This is a genomic window from Streptomyces sp. NPDC050842, assembly GCF_044456565.1.
In the GTDB taxonomy this organism is placed as follows: Bacteria; Actinomycetota; Actinomycetes; order Streptomycetales; family Streptomycetaceae; genus Streptomyces.
Genome location: NZ_JBITGA010000006.1, coordinates 589,556 through 609,396 on the forward strand (window position 1 = coordinate 589,556; position 19,841 = coordinate 609,396).

Sequence of the window (19,841 nt, forward strand, 5' to 3'; positions counted from 1 at the left end):
CTAACGATTCGGTGCGATGCCCGCCCGCGAATATCGCGACGGTCCAGGGTGTCGTCATGACTGCCGCCGGGTTCCGCCGTGCCCTCCTCACCGCCGTCGCGCTGTCCGCGCTGCCCCTGCTCGCCGGCTGCGGCGTGCCGTCCGCCGGGCTCACCGGGGTCTCGGTGACGGCGGACGGCGAGCCGCTGGGGGTGATCCTGGTCTGCCACGACCAGGTCGACGCGGCGGTGCTTTACCCGGACGAGCAGGCCGGCGACCCGGACGCGGAGGTCACCGCGGATGCCGTGGAACCGGAGTACACCGACTTCTGGACCTCCGCCGAACCCGTCAGCGGCTTCTCGTCCTGGCGCCTGACGAGCGAGACGGGGGACGCCGGCTGGACGCCGGACGCCCGCCCGCGCGCTCTGCGGCCGGGGCAGCTCTACACCCTGTACGGGACGACCGGCGACAACTCCTGGTCGACGGGTCACCATTCGTTCACCCTGGAGGACCTGGCGAAGCTCTCGCGCGGCCAGGTCCGCTACTCGGTGGGCGACCTCGTCCGTACGACGACGGTGGAGGACTTCCGCGCCCGCGCCTGCGACGACTTCTGACGGTCCCTCTGATCGGCCGGACAGGTCCTAGCCGCGGACGAACACGACCGAGCGGAGCGTGAGGCGGTCCGTGGCCGGGCGGCCGTGGGGGCGGAGGGTCCAGGAGTCGCCGGTGCAGTCGGGCTCGGTGAAGACGATCGCGAACTCGTCCGTGTCGTCGTGCGGCGCGAACGCGGGCCCGGGTGCGGCGGGGTCGGTGGCCTCAGGAATGGCGATGCACTCATCGCTCGCCGGGTCGTGCAGCGTGCGCCGCCCCCGAGCCGTAGGGTTTCACCCTCACCCGTCCGGCTCAGCGGTCATTCTCCCCGGCCGTCGCCGGAGCTGTCGCACAGCGCGCGGTCGACGAGGTCTCCGGCGGCCTTGTGGTGCCGGAGCGCTGTGTCGAAGTCGTTGTGGCTGGTGGTCATGGAGACGGTGACGGCGCGGCCGCCGTCGCCGGTGGCGCCGTTCAGGGTGATGTAGCCGGCTTCGCCCCCTTCGTGGCTCCAGTAGGTGCCGCCGCAGGTCAGGGGGCGGTTGACCAGGCCGAGGCCGTAGCGTCCGCCGGGCCAGATCACCTCGAACCGCTTGGCCACCGGGATGGTGTCCCGCATCTCGGCCATGCGCGCCCCGGACAGCAGCCTGCCGCCCAGCAGTCCCCGGAAGAACCGGTTGACGTCCGCCGTGGTGGAGACGTAGCCGCCGAGGTCGGGAACGATCTGTCGGGTGACGTCGGTCCGTTCGCCGGAGGCGAAGACCTGGTAGCCGTGGGCGTGCGGGCGACGAAGGGTGGGTGTGGTGCCCGGCAGGTAGGTGTGGTGCATGCCGAGGGGTTTGAGGATCCGGCTCTCGACCTCGTCCTTCCACGGGCGACCGGTGACCCTTTCGACGATCATGCCGAGGACGACGTAGCCGGTGTTGGAGTAGCTCCAGCCGGTGCCGGGCGGGAAGTCCGGGCGGTGCTTCATGGCCCGGGCGACGATCTGTTCGGGGGTGAAGGTGTCGTAGCGGTGCCGGTAGTACTCCTGCGGGGTGTCGAAGCCGGGAAGGTCGTCGTGGAGGCCGCTGGTGTTCTGCAGGAGCTGCCGCACGGTGATCTTCCGTCCGTCGTTGCCGTTGGCGTCGATCACGCCGGGCAGTCGGCGGTCCACCGTGTCGTCCAGTGACAGCCGGCCCTCGTCGACCAGCTGCAGGATCACAACGGCCATGAGTGCTTTACCGGTACTGGCGATCCGGAAGTAGCCGTCGCGGGGCACCGGACGGTTCGTGCCCGCCACGGCGACGCCCGCGGTGGAGACCAGGTCGCGGCCGGAGGCGGTGGTCACCCGCGCCTGGACGCCGGTGATCCCCAGCGCCTGGAGGGCGGAGGTGTCCCGGCGCAGGTCGTCCTGCCGGTAGCCGGGCGCGGACGGCGGTGCGGCCGCGTCGCCGTCCGCGGGCCGGGCGGCCGCGGCGGCGGCGACCGTGCCGAGTAAGGCAGCCGCGACGGCCGGCCACCACCGGCCGATCCGGCGGTGACGCTGCCGGGAACGCTGCGGGGACGGGCGGTTCTTCGGCGCGGAGGCCGGGGTCGTGGATCTCATGGGCCTCACGCTAGGCAAGCGGGGCGTCACGGGTCGCTACCGCAGGCGGCCCCTCGAAAGCTACAGCCCGCTGTAGCGCCACAGGGGGTACCCGGCACGTACCGTGGCGCGTCCGAGGGCCGCTCCCGGCCCCGTACGACTGCCGAAGGCGAGCCAGTGCGCGGTGTGAACGGCAAGGCCCGAGCACGGTCGGTCCAGGCCCTGATCCAGGCCGGGCGCGGCGGTCGCTACCTGCTCGGCACGCTGATGACCGCGACGGTGACGCTCGTGGCGGCGCCGTTGCTGTGCGTTCCGTCGCTGGCGGCTCCCTGGGCGGAGCGCCAACGCCGCCGCGCCGGGGCGCTGCTGGGCAGGCCGGTGGAGCCGCGCCCGCGTTCCCCGCGCCGCGACCTCGGATGGCTCGTGACGCACGTGGCCACCGGGCTGCCGGCGGGCGTACTCGCCCTGCTGTGCCTGGGCAATCTGCTCCTCGTCCTGGGCATCACCGTGGGGTGGTGGGCCTTTCCCGCATCGGATCCGGCACTGCTGCCGCTGCTCGGTGTCCATGTCGACGGCTGGGCCCTCGCGCTGACGGCCGGTCCGGCGCAGTTCCTGCTCCTGGCGGCGGCGACGGCCATCGCCCTGCCACCGCTCGCCCGGGTACACGCGCGGTGCTGTCTGGCAGTGACGGCACCGACTCCCGCGGAGCTACTGGCCGCACGGGTCGGCGAACTCACCCGGACGCGCGCGGACGTCCTGCGGGCGCACGGCGCGGAACTCCGCCGGATCGAACGCGACCTGCACGACGGCACCCAGGCCCGGCTGGTGGCCATCGCCATGCGCCTCGCCGTGGCCGGGGAGATCCTTCCCCAGGACCCCGACGCGGCCGCCACCCTCGTACGGCAGACCCGAGCCGAGACCGAGGAGGCCATGACCGAGCTGCGCTCCGTCATCCGCACCATCTACCCTCCGGTCCTGGCCGACCAGGGCCTCGTCGGCGCACTCCGCGCCCTGGCCACCAGGGCCGGCGTACCGACCCGCATCGACGTCGGCGAGCTCGGCGAGGTCCCTGCCGCGGTCGAAGCGGTCGCCTACTTCGCCGTCACCGAGGCGCTGGCGAACGTCGCCCGGCACAGCCGGGCCACCCGGGCCTTCGTCCACGTCACCCGCGACGGCGCGCTGCTGTCCGCGGTGATCACCGACGACGGCATCGGCGGAGCGGACGCGTCCGGAGGCAGCGGCCTGGACGGAATGCGCCGCCGCGCCGCCGCCCTGGACGGCACCATGAAGGTCAGCAGCCCGCCGGGCGGGCCGACCGTCGTCACCGTGGAGCTGCCGTGCGTGTAGTCATCGCCGAGGACAACGTCCTGCTGTCCTCCGGACTCGAACTCCTGCTGGGCTCCCAGGGCTTCGAGGTCGCCGCGATCACGGTCGACGCCCCCGGCTTCCTCGCCGCCGTCGAGACCCACCGCCCGGACGTCACCATCGTCGACGTGCGGCTGCCCCCGACCTTCCGCGACGAGGGCATCCGCGCCGCCCTCCGGGCCCGCCGCGACCGCCCCGGACTTCCCGTCCTGGTCCTGTCCCAGTACGTCGAGCAGGAATACGCCGGCCGCCTCCTCTCCGACACCCGCGGCGGCATCGGCTATCTGCTCAAGGACCGGGTGAGCCGTATCGCGGAGTTCACCGACGCCCTGCGCCGCGTGGCCGCCGGCGGCACCGCCATGGACCCCGAGGTCATCGCCCAGCTCCTCGCCTTCCGGGGCGATCCCGTCGACGCGCTCACCCCCCGCGAACGCGAGGTCCTGGCCCTGATGGCCGAAGGACACGACAACACCACGATCTCCCAGCGGCTCTTCGTCACCGACAACGCCGTCCACAAACACGTCGGCAGCGTCTTCCTCAAGCTCGGCCTGTCGGCCGGCGACAGCGGCCACCGCCGGGTCCGCGCCGTCCTGGCCTACCTCCGCCGACATGGCGGCCCCGAACCCGGCCCCCGGTGAGTCCCCTGGACGAGAAGGAGCCCCCTCCCTGCGGAGAAACCGCAGACAGGGGGCTCTTTCGTCAGTCAGGGCTACGAGTGAGGGCTACTTCTTGCCCTGGTTCTTCACGGCCTCGATCGCGGCCGCAGCCGCGTCCGGGTCGAGGTACGTGCCGCCCGGGTTGAGGGGCTTGAAGTTCTCGTCGAGCTCGTACGACAGAGGGATGCCCGTCGGGATGTTCAGGCCCGCGATGTCCGCGTCCGAGATACCGTCCAGGTGCTTGACCAGGGCGCGGAGGCTGTTGCCGTGGGCCGCGACCAGGACCGTGCGGCCGGTGAGGAGGTCCGGGACGATGTTGTCGTACCAGTACGGGAGCATCCGCTCGACGACGTCCTTGAGGCACTCGGTCTGCGGGCGCAGCTCCGGCGGGATCGTCGCGTAGCGCGCGTCGTGGGCCTGCGAGTACTCGCTGTCGTCGGAGAGCGCCGGCGGCGGGGTGTCGTAGGAGCGGCGCCACAGCATGAACTGCTCCTCGCCGAACTCGGCGAGCGTCTGGGCCTTGTCCTTGCCCTGGAGGGCGCCGTAGTGGCGCTCGTTCAGCCGCCAGGAGCGGTGGACCGGGATCCAGTGGCGGTCCGCGGACTCCAGCGCGAGCTGCGCGGTGCGGATGGCGCGCTTCTGGAGGGAGGTGTGCAGCACGTCGGGGAGCAGGCCGGCGTCCTTGAGCAGCTCGCCGCCGCGCGTCGCCTCCTTCTCGCCCTTCGCGGTGAGGTTCACGTCCACCCAACCGGTGAACAGATTCTTCTCGTTCCACTCGCTCTCGCCGTGGCGGAGGAGGATCAGCTTGTATGTCGCGTCGGCCATGCGTCCGAGCCTAATCGACCGCCGACGATTGACGCGCGTCGTCAATTCGCTGGCGTCCGGCACCTGAGATACGTAAGTTACGAGAGCCGTGATAGGGGCTTACAGACACCAAGGGGCCGGCCACACATGTCCATCGACTCGCTCAGACGATCAGCTCACGCGACCGTTTCCGGTTTCCCCCCGGGTTTCTGGTGGCTCTGGCTGTCGACCCTGGTCAACCGGACCGGGGCCTTCGTCCTGACCTTCCTCTCCTTGTACCTGACGCAGGAGCTCGGGCACTCCGCCTGGTTCGCCGGACTCGTCGTCGCCCTCCACGGCCTCGGCGGCGTCGCCGGCTCGCCGCTCGGCGGCACGCTCACCGACCGCTGGGGCCGCCGCCCCACCATGGTCACGATGCACCTGGCCGCCGCCGCCTGCGCCGCCGCCCTCGCCGTCGTCACCAGCGCCTGGGCCATCGCCACCGTCGTCCTCCTCATGGGCGTCGCCATGCAGGCCGTCCGGCCGTCGATCAACGCGACGATCGCCGACATGGTCCCCGCCCACGACGTGCGCCGGGCGTACGCCCTCAACTACTGGGCCCTCAACCTCGGCTTCGCCATCGCCTCCATCGGCGGCGGCGCCGCGGCCTTCCTCGGCTACCGCACGCTCTTCGTCGTCGACGCCGTCGCCACCGTCCTGTGCGCCGTGATCGTCTTCCTGCGGCTGCCCGAGACCCGCCCCGAGGCCGCCGTCGACAAGCAGGGCGAGACCGTCGCCGAGGCGAAGGTCAGCATGCTGACCGTCCTCCGCGACGCCCCCTTCCGCACGCTCGTCCTCCTCAACCTCCTCGTCTGCGTCGTCTTCACCGCCCCCTGGATCGGCCTCCCGCTGACCATGGCGCACCAGGGTCTGCCCCCGTCCTCCTTCGGCATGGTCATCGCCGTCAACGGCATCGTGATCGTCGGCTTCCAGCTTCTCGTCAACAAGCTGACCGACAAGCGCTCCCCCGTCCTCCTGCTGACGCTCTCGTCCCTCCTCTTCGCCGTCGGCACCGGAGCCACCGCCCTCGCGGGCTCGTCCGTCGCCTTCGCCGCGACCGTGGTCGTGTGGACGGTCGGCGAGATGATCCACGTCCCGACGAACGCCGCCGCCACCGCCCGCCTCGCCCCCGAGCACGCCCGCGGCCGCTACCAGGGCGTCATGGGCATGTCCTGGGCGGTCGCCGGGTTCGTCGCCCCCATCACGGCCGGCGCGATCGTCGACGGGCCCGGCCCCGACGTCCTGTGGGCGGCGACCGCCGTCATCGGCGTCGTCGCCGCCGTCGGGTACTTCACCCGGCTGCGGAAGGCCCTGGCGGAGGAGACCTCGCCCCAGGAGACCTCGCCGCAGGACGCCCCCCGCGTCCTCAAGGGGGAGAGCAGCACCGACAGCTCCGTCCCCTCCGTCAACGCCTAAGCCCCCGTCCCGTACGCCGCCCACCGTACGAGGCCGAACCCCTCCCCCTCCCTGCGCACTTCGGCGGCACCCGCCCCGCCGAAGTGCGCGGGCACGACCAGCTCCCGCTCGTCGGCGGCCCGTTCGAGGATCCGGCGACGGCTCGCCGCCGCCCCGCCCGCGTCCAGGCAGAAGCAGCTGGCGCAGGACGGTTCGAGGAGCTGTACGGGGCTGTGCAACAGGTCGCCGACGAAGACCGCCCGGTCTCCCCCGGACGCGAGCCGCAGGACCGCCGAACCGGGCGTGTGGCCGGGCGCCGGCTCCAGGGTCAGGTTCCCGTCGATGCGGTGGCCCCCGTCCCACAGCCGGACCTGCCCGGCGCGGTGGACCGGCGCCACGCTGTCCTCGTAGACGAGCCGGTCCTCCTCCTGGCGCCCGTTGCCGTATCCGTTCCGCGGGCCGTAGTGGAAGTCGTCGGCGGCCGGTACGAGGTACTCGGCGTTCGGGAAGGTCGGCACCCATTCCCCCTGGACGTCCCGCGTGTTCCAGCCGACGTGGTCGGCGTGCAGGTGGGTGTTGACGACGACGTCGACGTCCTCGGGTCGGACGCCCGCCCGCTCCAGCCGACCCAGGAAGTCGCCCTCCTGCCGGTGGAAGAGCGGCGAGTGCGGCCGCTCCCGGCCGTTGCCCACCCCCGTGTCGACCAGGACCGTCCGGCCCCCGCTGCGCAGCACCCAGGTCTGCAGCGCCATGACCGCGCTGTCGCTCTCCGGCGCCCAGTGGTCCGGCGCGAGCCACTCCTCGTTTGCCTTCCACACCTCGGCCCCCGCCCCCGGGACGAGGCCGCGGGCCGGACCGAACGGGCCCTGCCACTCGACGACCCGGATGACCTCGACGTCTCCCAGCACCATCCGCTGTGCGCTCTCCGTGTTCATGTCGTCGAGCCTAGGGAGAGGGAATGAGCTTCTCGATGCTTCTCTTGCTCTCCTCGATACGCATACGGCTCACGAGTGAGGGTCTCGGGCCTACGCTGGCTTCATGGACCTGGTGAGCGACGCGATCTCGGCCGTACGCGTCGGGCGGCCCTCCTCCGACCGCGTGCGGGTCGGCGGCAGCTGGTGCGCCCGGCTGGACCCGTACGACGGCGCCGGCTTCCACGTCGTCCTGAAGGGCGCCTGCTGGCTGCTGCCCGACGGCGGCGAGCCGGTCGCGCTCGGCGCCGGGGACGCGGTGCTGCTCCCGCACGGTACGGGGCACGTCATCGCCGACTCGCCCGCCGACGCGGCGACCGTGGCACGGGCGGTGCCGTTCGCCCGGTGGGCCGACCGGGCCCTGCCGCAGCCTCCCCTGCCCGCGTTCCACGTGCGCGAGCGCGAGGTCGAGATGCTCTGCGGCAAGTACCGGCTCGACCACGGCCGCGCGCACCCGCTCCTCGCCGAACTCCCCCCGCTCGTCCACCTGCCGAACCGCGCCGGCCACCACCCCGAGCTCCGCGCCGCCGTCGACCTCCTCGGCGGCGAGCTCGACTCCCGGCGGCCCGGCTCCTCCGTCGCCCTGCCCAGCCTGCTCGACCTGCTGCTCGTCTACATGATCCGGTCCTGGCTGGCCGAGACGAAGGAAGGCGCCCCGGGCGGAGTGGCGGGCGGAAGATGGCCCGCCGCCCTCGGCGACCCCGTGACCGCCGCCGCCCTGCGGGCCCTGCACTCCGACCCGGCCGCGCCGTGGACCAACGACCGGCTCGCGGCCGAGGCGGGCGTCTCCCGGCCCACCCTGGCCCGCCGCTTCACCGCGCTGGTCGGCCGGCCCCCGATGGCGTACCTGACGTGGTGGCGGCTGACGCGCGCCGCCGCCCTGCTCCGGGACACCGCGGATCCGCTGGCCACGGTCGCCCGCCGCGTCGGCTATGCCAGCCCGTACGCCCTCTCGCACGCCTTCCGCCGGGAGTTCGGCACGACGCCGGGCCAGTACCGGAGCGGGACGCCGGGCCAGGACCGGCGCGGCGAGGACGTCTTCACCTCCCGCTGAGCGCCCGCTGCGCCTCGTACAGGTTCCGTGGGCGCACCGACTCCGGGCTCCCGTAGGCCTCCACGCGCGCGTGGAGGTCGCCCGCGAAGTCCGGGACGTCGATCTGGTCGAACTCCCGCACCTCGCTGATGCCGACGGTCGCGCTGTACGGGGCGACGGTGTCGAGCTTCACGAGGCCCGCGCGGCCGTTCGTCACCGTCACGTTCCAGTGGGCGAACCGGGCGCCGTAGAGCGGCCCGGCGGAGGCGTCGCCGCCGTGCCGGCCGTCGTTCTCGACGGTGATCTCGGTCCGTACGTTCGCGAAGGGCATGCCCCGGTGGGTGTCGAAGGTGCCCGTCTCCATGACCCCGCGCGACCAGACGTTGTGACTGGACAGGCCCTCGACGTTGATGCCGTGGAGCTGCGTGCCCGCCGGGGCGGGGACGGTACGGGCCGCGATGTGGAAGTCCTCGACGAGGTTGTCGTGCGCTCCCTCCCGGCAGAAGTACGGGTGGTGGGAGCCACGTCCCTCGACGCGCGTACGGCGCAGGGTGCAGGCGGACGCGGCGACGAGCCCGAAGCCGTTGTCGACGTGGCGGACGACGACGTCCTCCGCCCAGCAGTCGTACGCGCACTGGAAGGTGACGCCGTTGAAGCCCTTGTCGAGGAGGTGCGGGGACTGGGGGACGGCCGGCGCCTCCAGGGTCAGACCCACCACCCCCGAGCCGGTGAGCGGTAGCACCCCGGAGACGAGTCGGGGGTCCCACTCGGGGCGGAGGTCGAGCGGCAGGGGCCGTTCGAGGGTGACGCGGCGGCCCGCGAGCCCGGTGATCCGTACGGGCCACTCGTAGGGGACGTAGGAGGTGAGCTTGGTCTTGTCGTCCCAGGTGTACGCCTCCGGGCCGGGCCCGCCGCCCGCCATGTGCTCCAGGAGCGTGTGGCCCGGGTCGTCGGCGAGCCGGAGCAGGACCAGCTGCCCGCGCCTGAGCGCCGACGGGTCCTCGACCGTGACCGAGCGGTCGCCCCGGCGGGCGGGGCGGAGGGTGGTGAGTGTGGTCCATTCGTCGCGCCGGTTGCCGGTCCAGCCCTCGAAGGGCCAGGCCCGGTCGCGTATCGCGGTGACGAGGGAGGCGTGCCGGGTGTGCGGGGAGAGCCAGACGAGGCCGCCGGCCCAGGACCAGGAGGACTTGTCGCCGCCGTAGCGGGAGCCGTACGGGCCGATCAGTTCGGTGAGGTGCCGGGTCGCGAGCAGGGTCGTACGGCCGGAGCCCGCGCCGCGCAGGACGACTCCGCTGTGGCCGATCCGGAGGTAGTCGTCGATCCGGTACGTGCCGGGTGGCAGCAGCACCGTGCCGCCGCCCCGCTCCCCCGCCTCCAGGAGGGCGCGGTTGATCGCGGGGGCGGAGTCGGTGCCGTGCACATCGGTCGCTCCGCGACGGGCGTCGGGGGTGGCCCCGTAGGTGACGGCGTTCGCGACGACCGGCGGGCGGGGCGCGCGGCGGGCGCCGCCGTGGGCGCCGGCCTTGCCCACGTAGGGGATCTGCGGGTGGGTGGTGGGGGCGGCTTCGAACTCGCGCCAGAGCCTCGCGGGGCTGAGGGGTGAGGTGAACCCCGTCGCGCCCATGGATCCCACGGCTCCCGCGACCGCCACCGCGCTGCCGACGAACTGCCTTCTGCTGAGTGCCATGCCCCTGAACCTTTCACGTATATGAACGGTGTTCAGATCTGCGCCGGGCGTGAGCATGGCAGGAGAAGCCCCTTGCCGAAAGGGGTCAGCGGGTGGGTTTCTGCGTCAGGTTCTTGAACGCGTCGAGGTTGCGGGTCGACTCGCCGCGCGAGACCCGCCACTCGTACTCGCGTCGGATCGCCGACGCGAACCCCAGCTCCAGGAGCGTGTTGAAGTCGCCGTCCGCCGCTTCGAGGACCGAGCCGAGCAGCCGGTCCAGCTCCTCGGGCGTGACGGCGGAGAGCGGGAGCTTCCCGGCGAGGTAGACGTCGCCGAGGGCGTCGACCGCGTAACTCACCCCGTACAGCTTGAGGTTGCGTTCGAGCAGCCAGCGGTGCACGCCCGGCTCGTTCTCGTCGGGGTGCCGGATGACGAAGGCGTTGAGGGAGAGCGAGTGGCGGCCTGCGCGCAGCGAGAGCGTCGTGAAGAGCTTGCGCGTGCCCGGGAGTTTGACGACGTACGAGCCGGGCTCGGGGGACTCCCACTCCAGTTCGGCGTCGTCGAAGGTGGACTCGATGATCCGCCGCACGTCCGCGGCGACGTCGCCCTTGGCCACGCCGTCCTCGCTCGCGCCGTCCTTGCTCACGTCGCCCCTGGTCACGCCGCCCCCGGTCACGTCCTCAGCCATGGTGGGAGCGTACGCGACGGCGGTTCTCGCGGACCCGATGGTCGTGCATGGCGGCCGTGTACACATCGGCCGTGCCCGAGGCCGCCGTGTCCCAGCCGAACGACCCGGCGTGCAGGGCGGCCGCCGCGCCCATCCGGTCCGACAGGGCCGGGTCGGCGACGAACCGGCCGAGCGCGCGGGCGTAGTCCGCCGGGTCGTGCCCCTGGACGAGGAAACCGGTCACGTCGTCCCGCACGGCGACGGGCAGACCGCCCACCGCCGCCGCGACGACCGGGGTGCCGGCCGCCTGCGCCTCGATGGCGACCAGGCCGAAGGACTCGCTGTACGAGGGCATGACGAGGACGCTGGCCGCGCGGAACCAGTCCGCGAGCCGGTCCTGCCCCACGGGCGGGTGGAAGCGCACGACGTCCGCGATCCCGAGCCGGGCGGCGAGCTTCTGGAGCCCCTCCGGCTTGGCCAGGCCACTGCCGCTCGGGCCGCCGACGACCGGGACGACCATGCGCGAGCGCAGCGACGGGTCCTGGTCCAGGAGCCGGGCGGCGGCGTGCAGCAGGATGTCCGGGGCCTTGAGGGGCTGTATGCGGCCGGCGAAGACCGGGATGAAGGCGTCCTGCGGGAGCCCGAGGCGGGCGCGGGCGGCGGCGCGGCCGTCGGCGGGACGGAAGTGGTCGAGGTTCACGCCGGGGTGGACGACCGCGATCTTGCCGGGGTCGGCCTCGTAGAAGCGGGCGAGCTCGTCGGCCTCCTCGGCCGTGTTGGCGATGAGCCGGTCGGCGGCCGAGACGATCTGCATCTCGCCGATGACCCGGGCCGCGGGCTCGGGGGTGTCGCCCTCGGCGAGCGCCGCGTTCTTGACCTTCGCCATGGTGTGCATGGCGTGGACGAGCGGGACGCCCCAGCGCTCGGCGGCGAGCCAGCCGACGTGGCCGGAGAGCCAGTAGTGGGAGTGGACGAGGTCGTAGTGGCCGGGGCGGTGGCCCGCCCACGCCTGCATCACGCCGTGCGTGAAGGCGCAGAGCTGGGCCGGCAGCTCCTCCTTGGCCAGACCCTCGTACGGGCCGGCGTCGACGTGCCGGACGAGGACGCCTGGGGTGAGCTCGACGACCGGCGGGAGGCCGCCGGTGGTGGCCCGGGTGAAGATCTCCACCTCGATGTCGATGGCGGCGAGGCGCTTGGCCAGCTCGACGATGTAGACGTTCATGCCGCCCGCGTCGCCCGTGCCCGGCTGGTGCAGCGGGGAGGTGTGGACGCTGAGCATGGCGATCCGGCGCGGGGTGCGGTTCCGGCCGGGGAGCCGGAGCCGGGTCGGCGCCTGGTGCCGGTGCCGGGCACCGGCGAACCGGGACACGTACTGGCTCACGTCGGCGGTCCTTCCGCTCGGGGACTGCGTCGGGCATGACAGCTGAAGGGCGGGTGACGCCCTTCAGCCCCGACAACAGCGGAATGCTCCCTTTCATTTCCGGCGACCCGGGCGCTTTGCCAATTCATTACCGGTCGAGAACGACGGAGGAACGGTCCCGGAGCCGCCGAGGAACGGTCCCACCTGGTCACGCCCGGTCCGCCGCACTCCACCCCTTACGCTCGTGTCATGGCCCCGCGCACCACCCGCCCCGTCGGCACACCGACCCGCGGGACCACCAACCCCAACCGTCTGCGCCGCATGGACCGCTGGATCGCCGCCGTCCACGGCCCCGCCCTGCGCCGCTCCCCCGAGCCGCCGCTCGCGGTCGACCTCGGATACGGGGCCGCCCCCTGGACCGCCGTCGAGCTCCTCGCCCGGCTGCGCACCGCCGAGCCCCGCACCCGGCTGTACGGCATCGAGATCGAGCCCGCCCGCGTCGAGGCCGCGAAGCCGTACGAGCACGAGGGCCTCTCCTTCCTGCACGGCGGCTTCGAGGTGCCGGTGCCCGGCGCGGTCGCCCTGATCCGAGCGGCGAACGTGCTGCGCCAGTACGACGAGGAGCAGGTCGCGGCCGTGTGGGCCCGGCTGTGCGGGCGGCTCGCGCCCGGGGGGCTGCTCGTCGAGGGCACCTGCGACGAGATCGGGCGGCGGCACGTGTGGGTGGCCCTCGACCGGAGCGGTCCGCGCACGGTGACCTTCGCGACCCGGCTCGGCTCCCTGGAGCGGCCCTCGGACCTGGCGGAGCGGCTCCCGAAGGCGCTGATCCACCGCAACGTACCGGGCGAGCCGGTGCACGCCTTCCTGCGGGACTTCGACCGGGCGTGGGCGGCGGCCGCCCCGTACGCCTCGCTGGGCGCGCGGCAGCGCTGGATCCGCTCCGTACGCGAACTGGCGGCGGACTGGCCGCTGACGGACGGTCCGCGGCGGTGGCGGCAGGGCGAGGTGACGGTGCGCTGGGAGGCACTGGCACCACGGCGCTGACAGCGCCGGCACCCACCCTCTCCGGGACTCCTTCCCCAACTCCCGCTGAATTTCGCGTACGTCGGGAACGCCTCCCGCGCGTCTCTCGTCCCCTAGAGGGGAACCGGCCCGACAGGCCCAGGTTTCCCCTGTTGTTTTCCGGTTTCGCATGGCACTATCGCCAAGGTCACCGCTAAGTTACTGACGGTAAATCAGATAGAGACGCGGGCCGTTTACGAGGGGGAGCTTGTGAACCGACGTCGCCACACCACCGCCGCGATCACCGTGATCTGCGCCCTGGCGGTGCTGGCCTCACCGGCCCTGACCCTTCAGGCCGCCGCCGCGCCGCTGCCCCCTCCCCCGCCGAAGAAGAGCCTGGAGGAGGTACGCAAGGAGATAGACGGCCTGTACCGGCAGGCCGCCGTCGCCACCGACGCGTACAACCTCGCCGAGGAGAAGACCAAGGAGCAGTCCGCCGAGATCGTCCGGCTCGCCCGGATGATCGTCGAGGGCCGCGAGAAGGTCGAGGACCTCAAGGCCAAGGCGGGCGCGGCCGCCCGCGCCCAGTACCGCAACGGCGGGCTCCCGGAAGGCGCGCAGCTCGTCCTCACCGACGACCCGCAGCTCTTCCTCGACAGCGCGGGGCGGCTCAAGGCCGGGGCGAAGGCCACCACGGACCTCCTCGGCGAGATGACCCGCACCCAGGCCGAGTTGGGCCTCTACGCCAAGGACGCCGGCGCCAACTGGACCAAGCTGGAGGCCCACCGGGTCAAGCAGGCCCAGGCGAAGAAGGAGATCAACGACAAGATCGCCGCGGCCAAGAAGCTGGAGTCCGAACTCGCCGCCGAGGAGCGCGAGCGACTGCGCCGCCTTGAGGAGCAGGCGCAGTACCGGGCCCAGACGACGTGGCTCGACACCGGCATCCTCGGCGACCTCAAGACCGGGGCGACCGCGCAGGGCAAGACGGCGGTGCGGTTCGCGACGGCGCAGATCGGCAAGCCGTACGTGTGGGGGGCGGAGGGACCGGACTCCTTCGACTGCTCCGGCCTGACCCAGCTCGCCTGGGCCAAGGCGGGGCTCCCGATCCCGCGCACCTCGCAGGAACAGTGGCGGCTGCTGCCGCGCGTGGACATCAAGGACATGCGCCCGGGCGACCTGATCGTCTACTTCAAGGACGCGAGCCACATCGGGATGTACATCGGCAAGGGCGCGATCGTGCACGCACCGCGCCCGGGCCGGAACGTGACCATCGCGGGGGCGGGCTCGATGGAGATCCTGGGAGTCGTCCGCCCGGGGTAGCAGCCGGTGGGGGCCGTTCCGACAGGATTCCGGCGGGATTCCGCCCCCCTGTGACCGGATTCATCCGCACGACCTGACGGACCTCCCGCACCCGGCGTGACCTTTCTCATTGCCTTCGGGCCCCTCCCACGGGCCTCCGCGGCCCTTCCCGCGACAACTACCTCCCCTTCCGCGGCATATGCCAAGCCCGGGAAGGCCACTCCCCCACTGATCACCATTCCGCTGCGCACCGACCTACCGCTAGGGTCCGGGACGGGCGGGGCGCCACCCGGCGCCCTGCGCACCCTCGGGGGGAGGGAAGGAAGCTCCGGACCGATGCCCGTATCCGTACCGCGTCAGAGAATCGTCTCTGCTTCCGTGGGACCCGGCGACGCCACCGCTATGGACGCCACCGCTATGACTGGCACAGGCACAGGAACCGACCGCGATCGCACCGATCTCACCCTCCTGGTCGTCGAGGACGACCCGGCGGGCGCCTTCGCCGTACCCGACCTGCTCGACGCGGCGGACGCCGCCGGGACGCGCGTACGCATCCGTACCGCCCGCAACCTCACCGAGGCCGAGCGGCTCCTCACCGACGACGTCCACTGCGTCCTCGTCGACCTCTCCCTGCCCGGCCCCCGCGCCGCCGCGGGGGACGACCCGCTCGCCCCGCTCCGCCACATCCTGCGCCTCGCCCCGCGCCACGCCGTCCTCGCCCTCGCGGCCTCGGCGGACGCGGAGCTGGCGGCCGAGGCGGTACGGGTCGGGGCCCAGGACCACCTCTTCCGCGAGGAGCTCGACGGACGGCTGCTCAGCCGGGCCATCCGGTACGCGGTCGAGCGCAAGCGCGCCGACGCCGTCCAGGTGAAGCTGGCCGAGTCCCGGCTGCGGGCCCAGGAGAACGCCCGCCTGGAGCGCGGACTGCTCCCGACGCCGCTCCTGGAGGGCTCGGACCTGCGGTTCGCGGCCCACTACCGGCCCGGCCGCTCCCGCGCGCTGCTCGGCGGCGACTTCTACGACACCGTCCGCACGCCCGACGGCACCGTCCACGCCATGATCGGCGACGTCTGCGGGCACGGCCCCGACGAGGCGGCCCTCGGGGTCGAGCTGCGGATCGCGTGGCGGGCGCTGACCTTCGCGGGGCTGTGCGGGGACGAGCTGCTCTCGACGATGCAGCAGGTCCTGGAGCACGAGCGGGAGAGCGACGAGATCTTCGCGACCCTCTGCACCGTCGACATCGCGCCCGACGGACGCCGGGCGGGCCTCTGCCTCGCCGGGCACCCGTCACCGCTGATCGCCCGGCAGGGACGGGCGGCCCGGCTGCTCCCGTACGAGGACGGCGGCCCGGCCCTGGGGCTGCTGCCGCGCGCCCGCTGGCCGCGCCGCCAGGTGGAGCTGGGCGGGGCGTGGAGCCTGCTCATGTACACGGACGGACTGATCGAGGGCCGCTCGGCCGGCCCCGGCTCGCCGCGGCTCGGCCAGGACGGGATGGTCGAGATGATCAACCGGCAGCTGGCCGAGGGCCTGCGGGGCGAGGAGCTCCTGGAGGCCGCCGTGACGGAGGTGCGGTCGCTGAACGGCGGCGAGCTGACGGACGACGTCGCGGTCCTCGCCCTGGAACGGGACAGGGCCCGGGGTTAGCCCCAGGCCCTGCCGTTACTCCTCTGGTTCCGCTACCGGCCGCCGTTGTAGGGGCCGTACGGTCCGTCGCTGCTGGAGCCGCCGCCACGGCGGCCGCCCCCGCCTCCGCCGGAGACCTGCGCGAGCGCGGGGCGCACGTCCACCATGAAGACGATGGCGGCGATGACCCCGGCGATCTGCAGGAACAGCATCGGCACCAGCAGATTCAGGGCGAGGTTGATGCCCAGGATGATCAGCCAGAACTTCTTCGTCTGCTTCTCGGCGGCGCGATAGGCGTCCTCGCGCGCCATGGCGGCGAAGACGAGTGCGGCCACGGCGAAGCCGGTGAAGATCAGGAAGATCACCAGGTTGAGAAGGGAGTCGAATCCCGCGCGCAACATGCTGAGCACCGCCTAGTGGTGATGTGGAGAAAGCGCCTCGCGGTCAAGGTACCCGTTACAACGCGTCGGGTACCCGTATTGGTGCCCGCCCTTCCGCTACTCCCCTACTCCTTCACTCCTTCTCGGCGGCGACCGTCGCCTTCTTGGCGGGGGCCTTGCGAGCGGTGGTCTTCCTGGCAGGCGCCTTCTCGGCGTCGGCGTCGGCCTCGGCGACCGGCTCGTCCGTCACCGGCGTCTCGTCCGCCGACGGCTCGACGACGACGGCGATCTCCGTGATCTCCTCGGCGGCCTCGGCGCGCCAGGTCTTGACGGCCTCCTCGCCGTGGGCGGCGACCTCCTCGTACTTCTCGCGCGCCTTGACCGCGTACTCGGCGGCGACGCCGACGCCGCGGAGGGCGAGGTCCTGGGCGGTCTCGCCGAGCTTCTTGAGGTCCGTGTCGAGACCGCCGACGACCTCGGCGAACTTCGCCTGCACGGTGACCTGGGCCTCCTTGGCCTGTGCGGTCACCTTCTCCTGCACGGCCTTCGGGTCGGTCTTCCGCACGGCCTCGATACGGGCGGGCGCCTCGGCGGCGAGCTGCTCGATCAGGCCGGGGACCTTCTTGGCCTGCCGCACGGCGAGGTCGGCGGTGCCGGCGGCGAAGTAGAGAGGGGTACGCAGTTCGTCGATGATGGCCATGCTGGTGGTCCTCCCGGGTGTGACGTAGGTACTAACGCGAAGGCGATTCGGCATCGGGCGCGGCGGCGGCCGGAACATCGGCTCCGGCGGCCTCGGCCTTGGCGGCGGCCTCAGCCTTGGCGACGGCCACGGCTTCGGCGAGGTTCTCCTTGCGGAACGAGTCGTAGATCTGGAGCAGCACCTGCTTCTGCCGCTCGTTGATCGAGGGATCGGCCAGGATGACGGCGCGCGTCTCCAGCTCCTCCCGCTCCTTCTCGTCGAGGATCCCGGCCCGCACGTAGAGCGTCTCGGCGGAGATCCGCAGCGCCTTGGCGACCTGCTGCAGCACCTCGGCGCTGGGCTTCCGCAGCCCGCGCTCGATCTGACTCAGGTACGGATTCGACACGCCGGCGGCATCCGCGAGCTGCCGCAGGGACAGCTGCGCGGTCCTCCGCTGCTCGCGGAGGTACTCACCGAGATTGCCGACGTTGAGCGATGCCATGCCCCGACCATGCCAGCCTCTGCTAACTATTGCAAGCAGGCGCTTGCAATAGTGTCGCGCGGCGTGGGCGGGCGTCAGTCGTCGAGGGCCTGGTAGAGCGTGGTCCAGAAGTCGTGGATGAGGCGCGTGGAGTCGGGGGTGGACATGCCCACCTGGGTGAGCAGGATTCCGGTGAGCCCGTTCTCCGGGTCGGCGTAGGCCGTGGTGCCGGTGCCGCCGTCCCAGCCGAACTGGCCGACGGGCGCGTAGTCGCCGCGGTGGGTGCGGACCGCCATCCCGAAGCCCCAGCCGCCGTGCTGTCCCTGGCCGACCGTGGCGTGGGCGATGTTCCCGTACATGGCGTTGCGGGCGGCTTGCTGCCCGGGCGTGAGGCGGTTGGTGGTCATCAGCTCGACAGCCGGTCGGGACAGGATCCGTTCGCCGCCGTGCATGCCGTGGTTCAGCAGCATCCGGAAGTAGGCGTGGTAGTCGTCGACGGTGGAGACCAGCCCGCCGCCGGCGCCTTGGAACGCCGGAGGCCGGCTCGTCCTGCCGCCCGCCGCCTCGTCCCACACGAGGAACTCGCCGGTCCGCGGGTCCGGCCCGTAGAGGGGCGGCAGCCGGTCGATCTTGTCGGCGGGCACGTGGAATCCGGTGTCCTTCATCCCCAGCGGATCGAGGACGCGCTCGCGCAGGAACGTCTCCAGCGGCCGGTCCGCGACCCTGGCGATCAGCACGCCCAGCACCTCGCTACTGAGGTCGTACTGCCACCGCTCTCCCGGCTGGTACGACAGGGGCAGCTCGCCGAGGCGGCGCATCCACTCGTCCGGCTCGGGCGCCGGGCCGGACGCCACGCCGTAGTCGGTCCGCTCGAAGGTCGCGGCCCTGATCGGGGCGTCCAGCAGCTCGAAGTCCATGCCGAGCCCGAAGGTGGACGTCAGCAGGTCCCGTACGGTGATCGGCCGCCGCGCCGGCACCGTGTCGTCCAGCGGGCCGTCGGGCCGTGTCAGGACCCGCCGGTCGGCGAGTTCGGGCAGCCACGGATCCACCGGCTCGTCCAGGCGCAGCTTGCACTCGTCGAGCAGGACCATCGCCGCCGCCGTCGTGACCGGTTTGGTCGTGGACGCCATCCGGAAGATCGTGTCCCGGCGCATCGGCGCGCCACCGTCGTGGCGCATCGTCCCGATCGCTTCGACATGCGTCCGGCCGCCGCGGCCGACCAGGGCGACCAGCCCGGGAATCCGCTTCGACTCGACATGCCGTTCCAGCATCTCGCGCAGGCCGCGCAGCCCTGCTTCGGAGAAGCCCTTGGCGCTCGTGTTCGTCGTGTTCGTCGTGTTCATCGTGAAGCTCCTTGCCCACAGCGGTTGTTCCCTGGAAGCCCCCTTCGCGGCGGCCGTGGCGCTGAGCGTGCACCTTGACCCGAGGTCAAGGTCAACCGCCTTCGCGGCAGGGCGTGATGAGCGGGAACAGGCGCGCTACCCTCGCCCTTGTGATCGCAGACGGACTCACGATCGGTCAGGCGGCGGCGTTCGTGGGCGTCACGATCAAGACCGTGCGGCACTATCACCGGCTCGGCCTGGTCGACGAGCCCGAGCGTGACGGTTCCGGCTACCGGCGTTACGGGTCGGCCGACCTGCTCCGGCTGGTCCAGGCCCGGACCCTCGCCGGCGCCGGTGTGCCGCTGGCCGAGATCGGGGACCTGCTCGACGCCGATCCCGAGCGGTTCGCCGTCGCCCTGGACGACGTCCGCCGTCGGCTCACCGAGCAGATCGAGGAGCTGACCGCCCGGCGCGACACCCTGCACCGGCTCACCCATGGAGACCGGGCCCTGCTGCCCGACCGGGCCTGCGCGGTCCTGGACCGGCTCGCCGACCTCGGCTTCGCCCCCGACTACGTAGCCGCTCAGAGGGAAGCCCTGGTGCTGGCCCGGGCACTGGTCCCGGGGATCTTCGACAACTTCCTGGCCCGGCTCGAAGCCTCGCTCGACGATCCCGAGTCCGTCGAGCTGACCAAGCGCGGCCTGGACGCGAGGTCCTGGGATCCGGACGACCCGCGGATCGAGGAGCTGGCGTCCGCGCTGGCGGACAAGCTGCTGGCCGACCGCGCGCTGCTGGCGATGCCGACCGGGTTCCGGCGCCAGTCCGACGCGGCCTCCCGGTACGGAGTGGTCAATCACCACCGGGAGGGCGAGGAGCCGTCCATCGCCCGGCTGAACGCTCTGGTCGAGGCGAACCTGCGCGCGGCCGGCATCGACGTCCCGCGTCAGTGACCGCGACCATCGGCA

At 72.5% G+C, this 19,841-nt stretch carries 19 protein-coding genes; 9 read left to right on the forward strand and 10 right to left on the reverse strand.

Annotated elements, in window-relative coordinates; genetic code table 11:
- Positions 1–56 precede the first annotated feature (56 nt).
- A complete protein-coding gene (locus ACIBG6_RS23480; RefSeq protein WP_399224479.1) occupies positions 57–593 on the forward strand; it encodes a hypothetical protein in 537 nt (178 codons plus the stop codon).
- Positions 594–889: 296 nt separating this feature from the next.
- Here the strand turns inward: ACIBG6_RS23480 and ACIBG6_RS23485 are convergent, their stop codons facing one another.
- On the reverse strand, positions 890–2,155 hold the full coding sequence (locus ACIBG6_RS23485) for a serine hydrolase domain-containing protein (protein WP_399224480.1): 1,266 nt from the start codon (positions 2,153–2,155) through the stop codon (positions 890–892).
- Positions 2,156–2,311: 156 nt separating this feature from the next.
- Between ACIBG6_RS23485 and ACIBG6_RS23490 the strand changes: the two genes are divergently transcribed.
- Together ACIBG6_RS23490 and ACIBG6_RS23495 are read left to right on the forward strand one after the other, a co-directional pair.
- Positions 2,312–3,481 (forward strand): sensor histidine kinase, encoded by a 1,170-nt coding sequence (locus ACIBG6_RS23490; RefSeq protein WP_399224481.1) that lies wholly within the window; start codon positions 2,312–2,314, stop codon positions 3,479–3,481.
- The gene (locus tag ACIBG6_RS23495; protein ID WP_399224482.1) at positions 3,472–4,137 is read left to right on the forward strand and encodes a response regulator; all 666 of its coding nucleotides are present in this window, start codon (positions 3,472–3,474) and stop codon (positions 4,135–4,137) included. The genes ACIBG6_RS23490 and ACIBG6_RS23495 overlap by 10 nt, the downstream gene beginning before the upstream one ends.
- Before the next feature lie 84 nt (positions 4,138–4,221).
- Here ACIBG6_RS23495 and ACIBG6_RS23500 read toward each other — a convergent pair whose 3' ends face one another.
- On the reverse strand, positions 4,222–4,980 hold the full coding sequence (locus tag ACIBG6_RS23500; protein WP_399224483.1) for a phosphoglyceromutase: 759 nt from the start codon (positions 4,978–4,980) through the stop codon (positions 4,222–4,224).
- A gap of 126 nt (positions 4,981–5,106) precedes the next feature.
- On the opposite strand from ACIBG6_RS23500, the gene ACIBG6_RS23505 reads away from it, so the two are divergent.
- Positions 5,107–6,414 carry an MDR family MFS transporter gene (locus ACIBG6_RS23505; RefSeq protein ID WP_399224484.1) on the forward strand — a complete coding sequence of 436 codons (1,308 nt, stop codon included), beginning with the start codon at positions 5,107–5,109 and terminating at the stop codon, positions 6,412–6,414.
- On the opposite strand, the gene ACIBG6_RS23510 is transcribed toward ACIBG6_RS23505, so the two are convergent.
- Positions 6,411–7,328, reverse strand: coding sequence for an MBL fold metallo-hydrolase (locus tag ACIBG6_RS23510; protein WP_399224485.1), 918 nt, complete (start codon positions 7,326–7,328; stop codon positions 6,411–6,413). The two genes, ACIBG6_RS23505 and ACIBG6_RS23510, sit on opposite strands and share 4 nt — an antisense overlap.
- Before the next feature lie 103 nt (positions 7,329–7,431).
- Between ACIBG6_RS23510 and ACIBG6_RS23515 the strand changes: the two genes are divergently transcribed.
- Positions 7,432–8,418, forward strand: a complete 987-nt coding sequence (locus tag ACIBG6_RS23515; RefSeq protein ID WP_399224486.1) for an AraC family transcriptional regulator — start codon at positions 7,432–7,434, stop codon at positions 8,416–8,418.
- On the opposite strand, the gene ACIBG6_RS23520 is transcribed toward ACIBG6_RS23515, so the two are convergent.
- From ACIBG6_RS23520 to mshA, 3 genes are all read right to left on the reverse strand, one after another.
- Positions 8,405–10,084 (reverse strand): glycosyl hydrolase family 28-related protein, encoded by a 1,680-nt coding sequence (locus ACIBG6_RS23520; protein WP_399224487.1) that lies wholly within the window; start codon positions 10,082–10,084, stop codon positions 8,405–8,407. The two genes, ACIBG6_RS23515 and ACIBG6_RS23520, sit on opposite strands and share 14 nt — an antisense overlap.
- Before the next feature lie 85 nt (positions 10,085–10,169).
- Positions 10,170–10,751: a YbjN domain-containing protein gene (locus ACIBG6_RS23525; RefSeq protein WP_399224488.1), complete on the reverse strand. Its 582-nt coding sequence runs from the start codon at positions 10,749–10,751 to the stop codon at positions 10,170–10,172.
- Complete coding sequence (mshA, locus tag ACIBG6_RS23530) at positions 10,744–12,111, reverse strand: D-inositol-3-phosphate glycosyltransferase (RefSeq protein WP_399224489.1); 1,368 nt, start codon at positions 12,109–12,111, stop codon at positions 10,744–10,746. The genes ACIBG6_RS23525 and mshA overlap by 8 nt, the downstream gene beginning before the upstream one ends.
- 228 nt (positions 12,112–12,339) lie before the next feature.
- Here mshA and ACIBG6_RS23535 point away from each other — a divergent pair, with 228 nt between their 5' ends.
- From ACIBG6_RS23535 to ACIBG6_RS23545, 3 genes are all read left to right on the forward strand, one after another.
- Entirely contained in the window at positions 12,340–13,134 is a 795-nt protein-coding gene (locus ACIBG6_RS23535; RefSeq protein WP_317597735.1) for a class I SAM-dependent methyltransferase, read from the forward strand.
- A gap of 228 nt (positions 13,135–13,362) precedes the next feature.
- Entirely contained in the window at positions 13,363–14,412 is a 1,050-nt protein-coding gene (locus tag ACIBG6_RS23540) for an NlpC/P60 family protein (protein ID WP_399224490.1), read from the forward strand.
- 315 nt (positions 14,413–14,727) lie between these two features.
- On the forward strand, positions 14,728–16,035 hold the full coding sequence (locus ACIBG6_RS23545) for a PP2C family protein-serine/threonine phosphatase (RefSeq protein WP_399224491.1): 1,308 nt from the start codon (positions 14,728–14,730) through the stop codon (positions 16,033–16,035).
- 32 nt (positions 16,036–16,067) lie between these two features.
- Here the strand turns inward: ACIBG6_RS23545 and ACIBG6_RS23550 are convergent, their stop codons facing one another.
- The 4 genes from ACIBG6_RS23550 to ACIBG6_RS23565 all read right to left on the reverse strand — a co-directional run bounded on the left by ACIBG6_RS23550 (position 16,068) and on the right by ACIBG6_RS23565 (position 18,897).
- Complete coding sequence (locus tag ACIBG6_RS23550; RefSeq protein WP_399224492.1) at positions 16,068–16,415, reverse strand: DUF2516 family protein; 348 nt, start codon at positions 16,413–16,415, stop codon at positions 16,068–16,070.
- Positions 16,416–16,527: 112 nt separating this feature from the next.
- Entirely contained in the window at positions 16,528–17,094 is a 567-nt protein-coding gene (locus ACIBG6_RS23555) for a hypothetical protein (protein ID WP_399224493.1), read from the reverse strand.
- A gap of 31 nt (positions 17,095–17,125) precedes the next feature.
- Positions 17,126–17,575, reverse strand: coding sequence for a helix-turn-helix domain-containing protein (locus tag ACIBG6_RS23560; protein WP_399224494.1), 450 nt, complete (start codon positions 17,573–17,575; stop codon positions 17,126–17,128).
- A 74-nt stretch (positions 17,576–17,649) separates the two neighbouring features.
- Positions 17,650–18,897, reverse strand: coding sequence for a serine hydrolase domain-containing protein (locus ACIBG6_RS23565; protein WP_399224495.1), 1,248 nt, complete (start codon positions 18,895–18,897; stop codon positions 17,650–17,652).
- A gap of 149 nt (positions 18,898–19,046) precedes the next feature.
- Here ACIBG6_RS23565 and ACIBG6_RS23570 point away from each other — a divergent pair, with 149 nt between their 5' ends.
- The gene (locus ACIBG6_RS23570; RefSeq protein ID WP_399224496.1) at positions 19,047–19,826 is read left to right on the forward strand and encodes a MerR family transcriptional regulator; all 780 of its coding nucleotides are present in this window, start codon (positions 19,047–19,049) and stop codon (positions 19,824–19,826) included.
- Positions 19,827–19,841 lie beyond the last annotated feature (15 nt).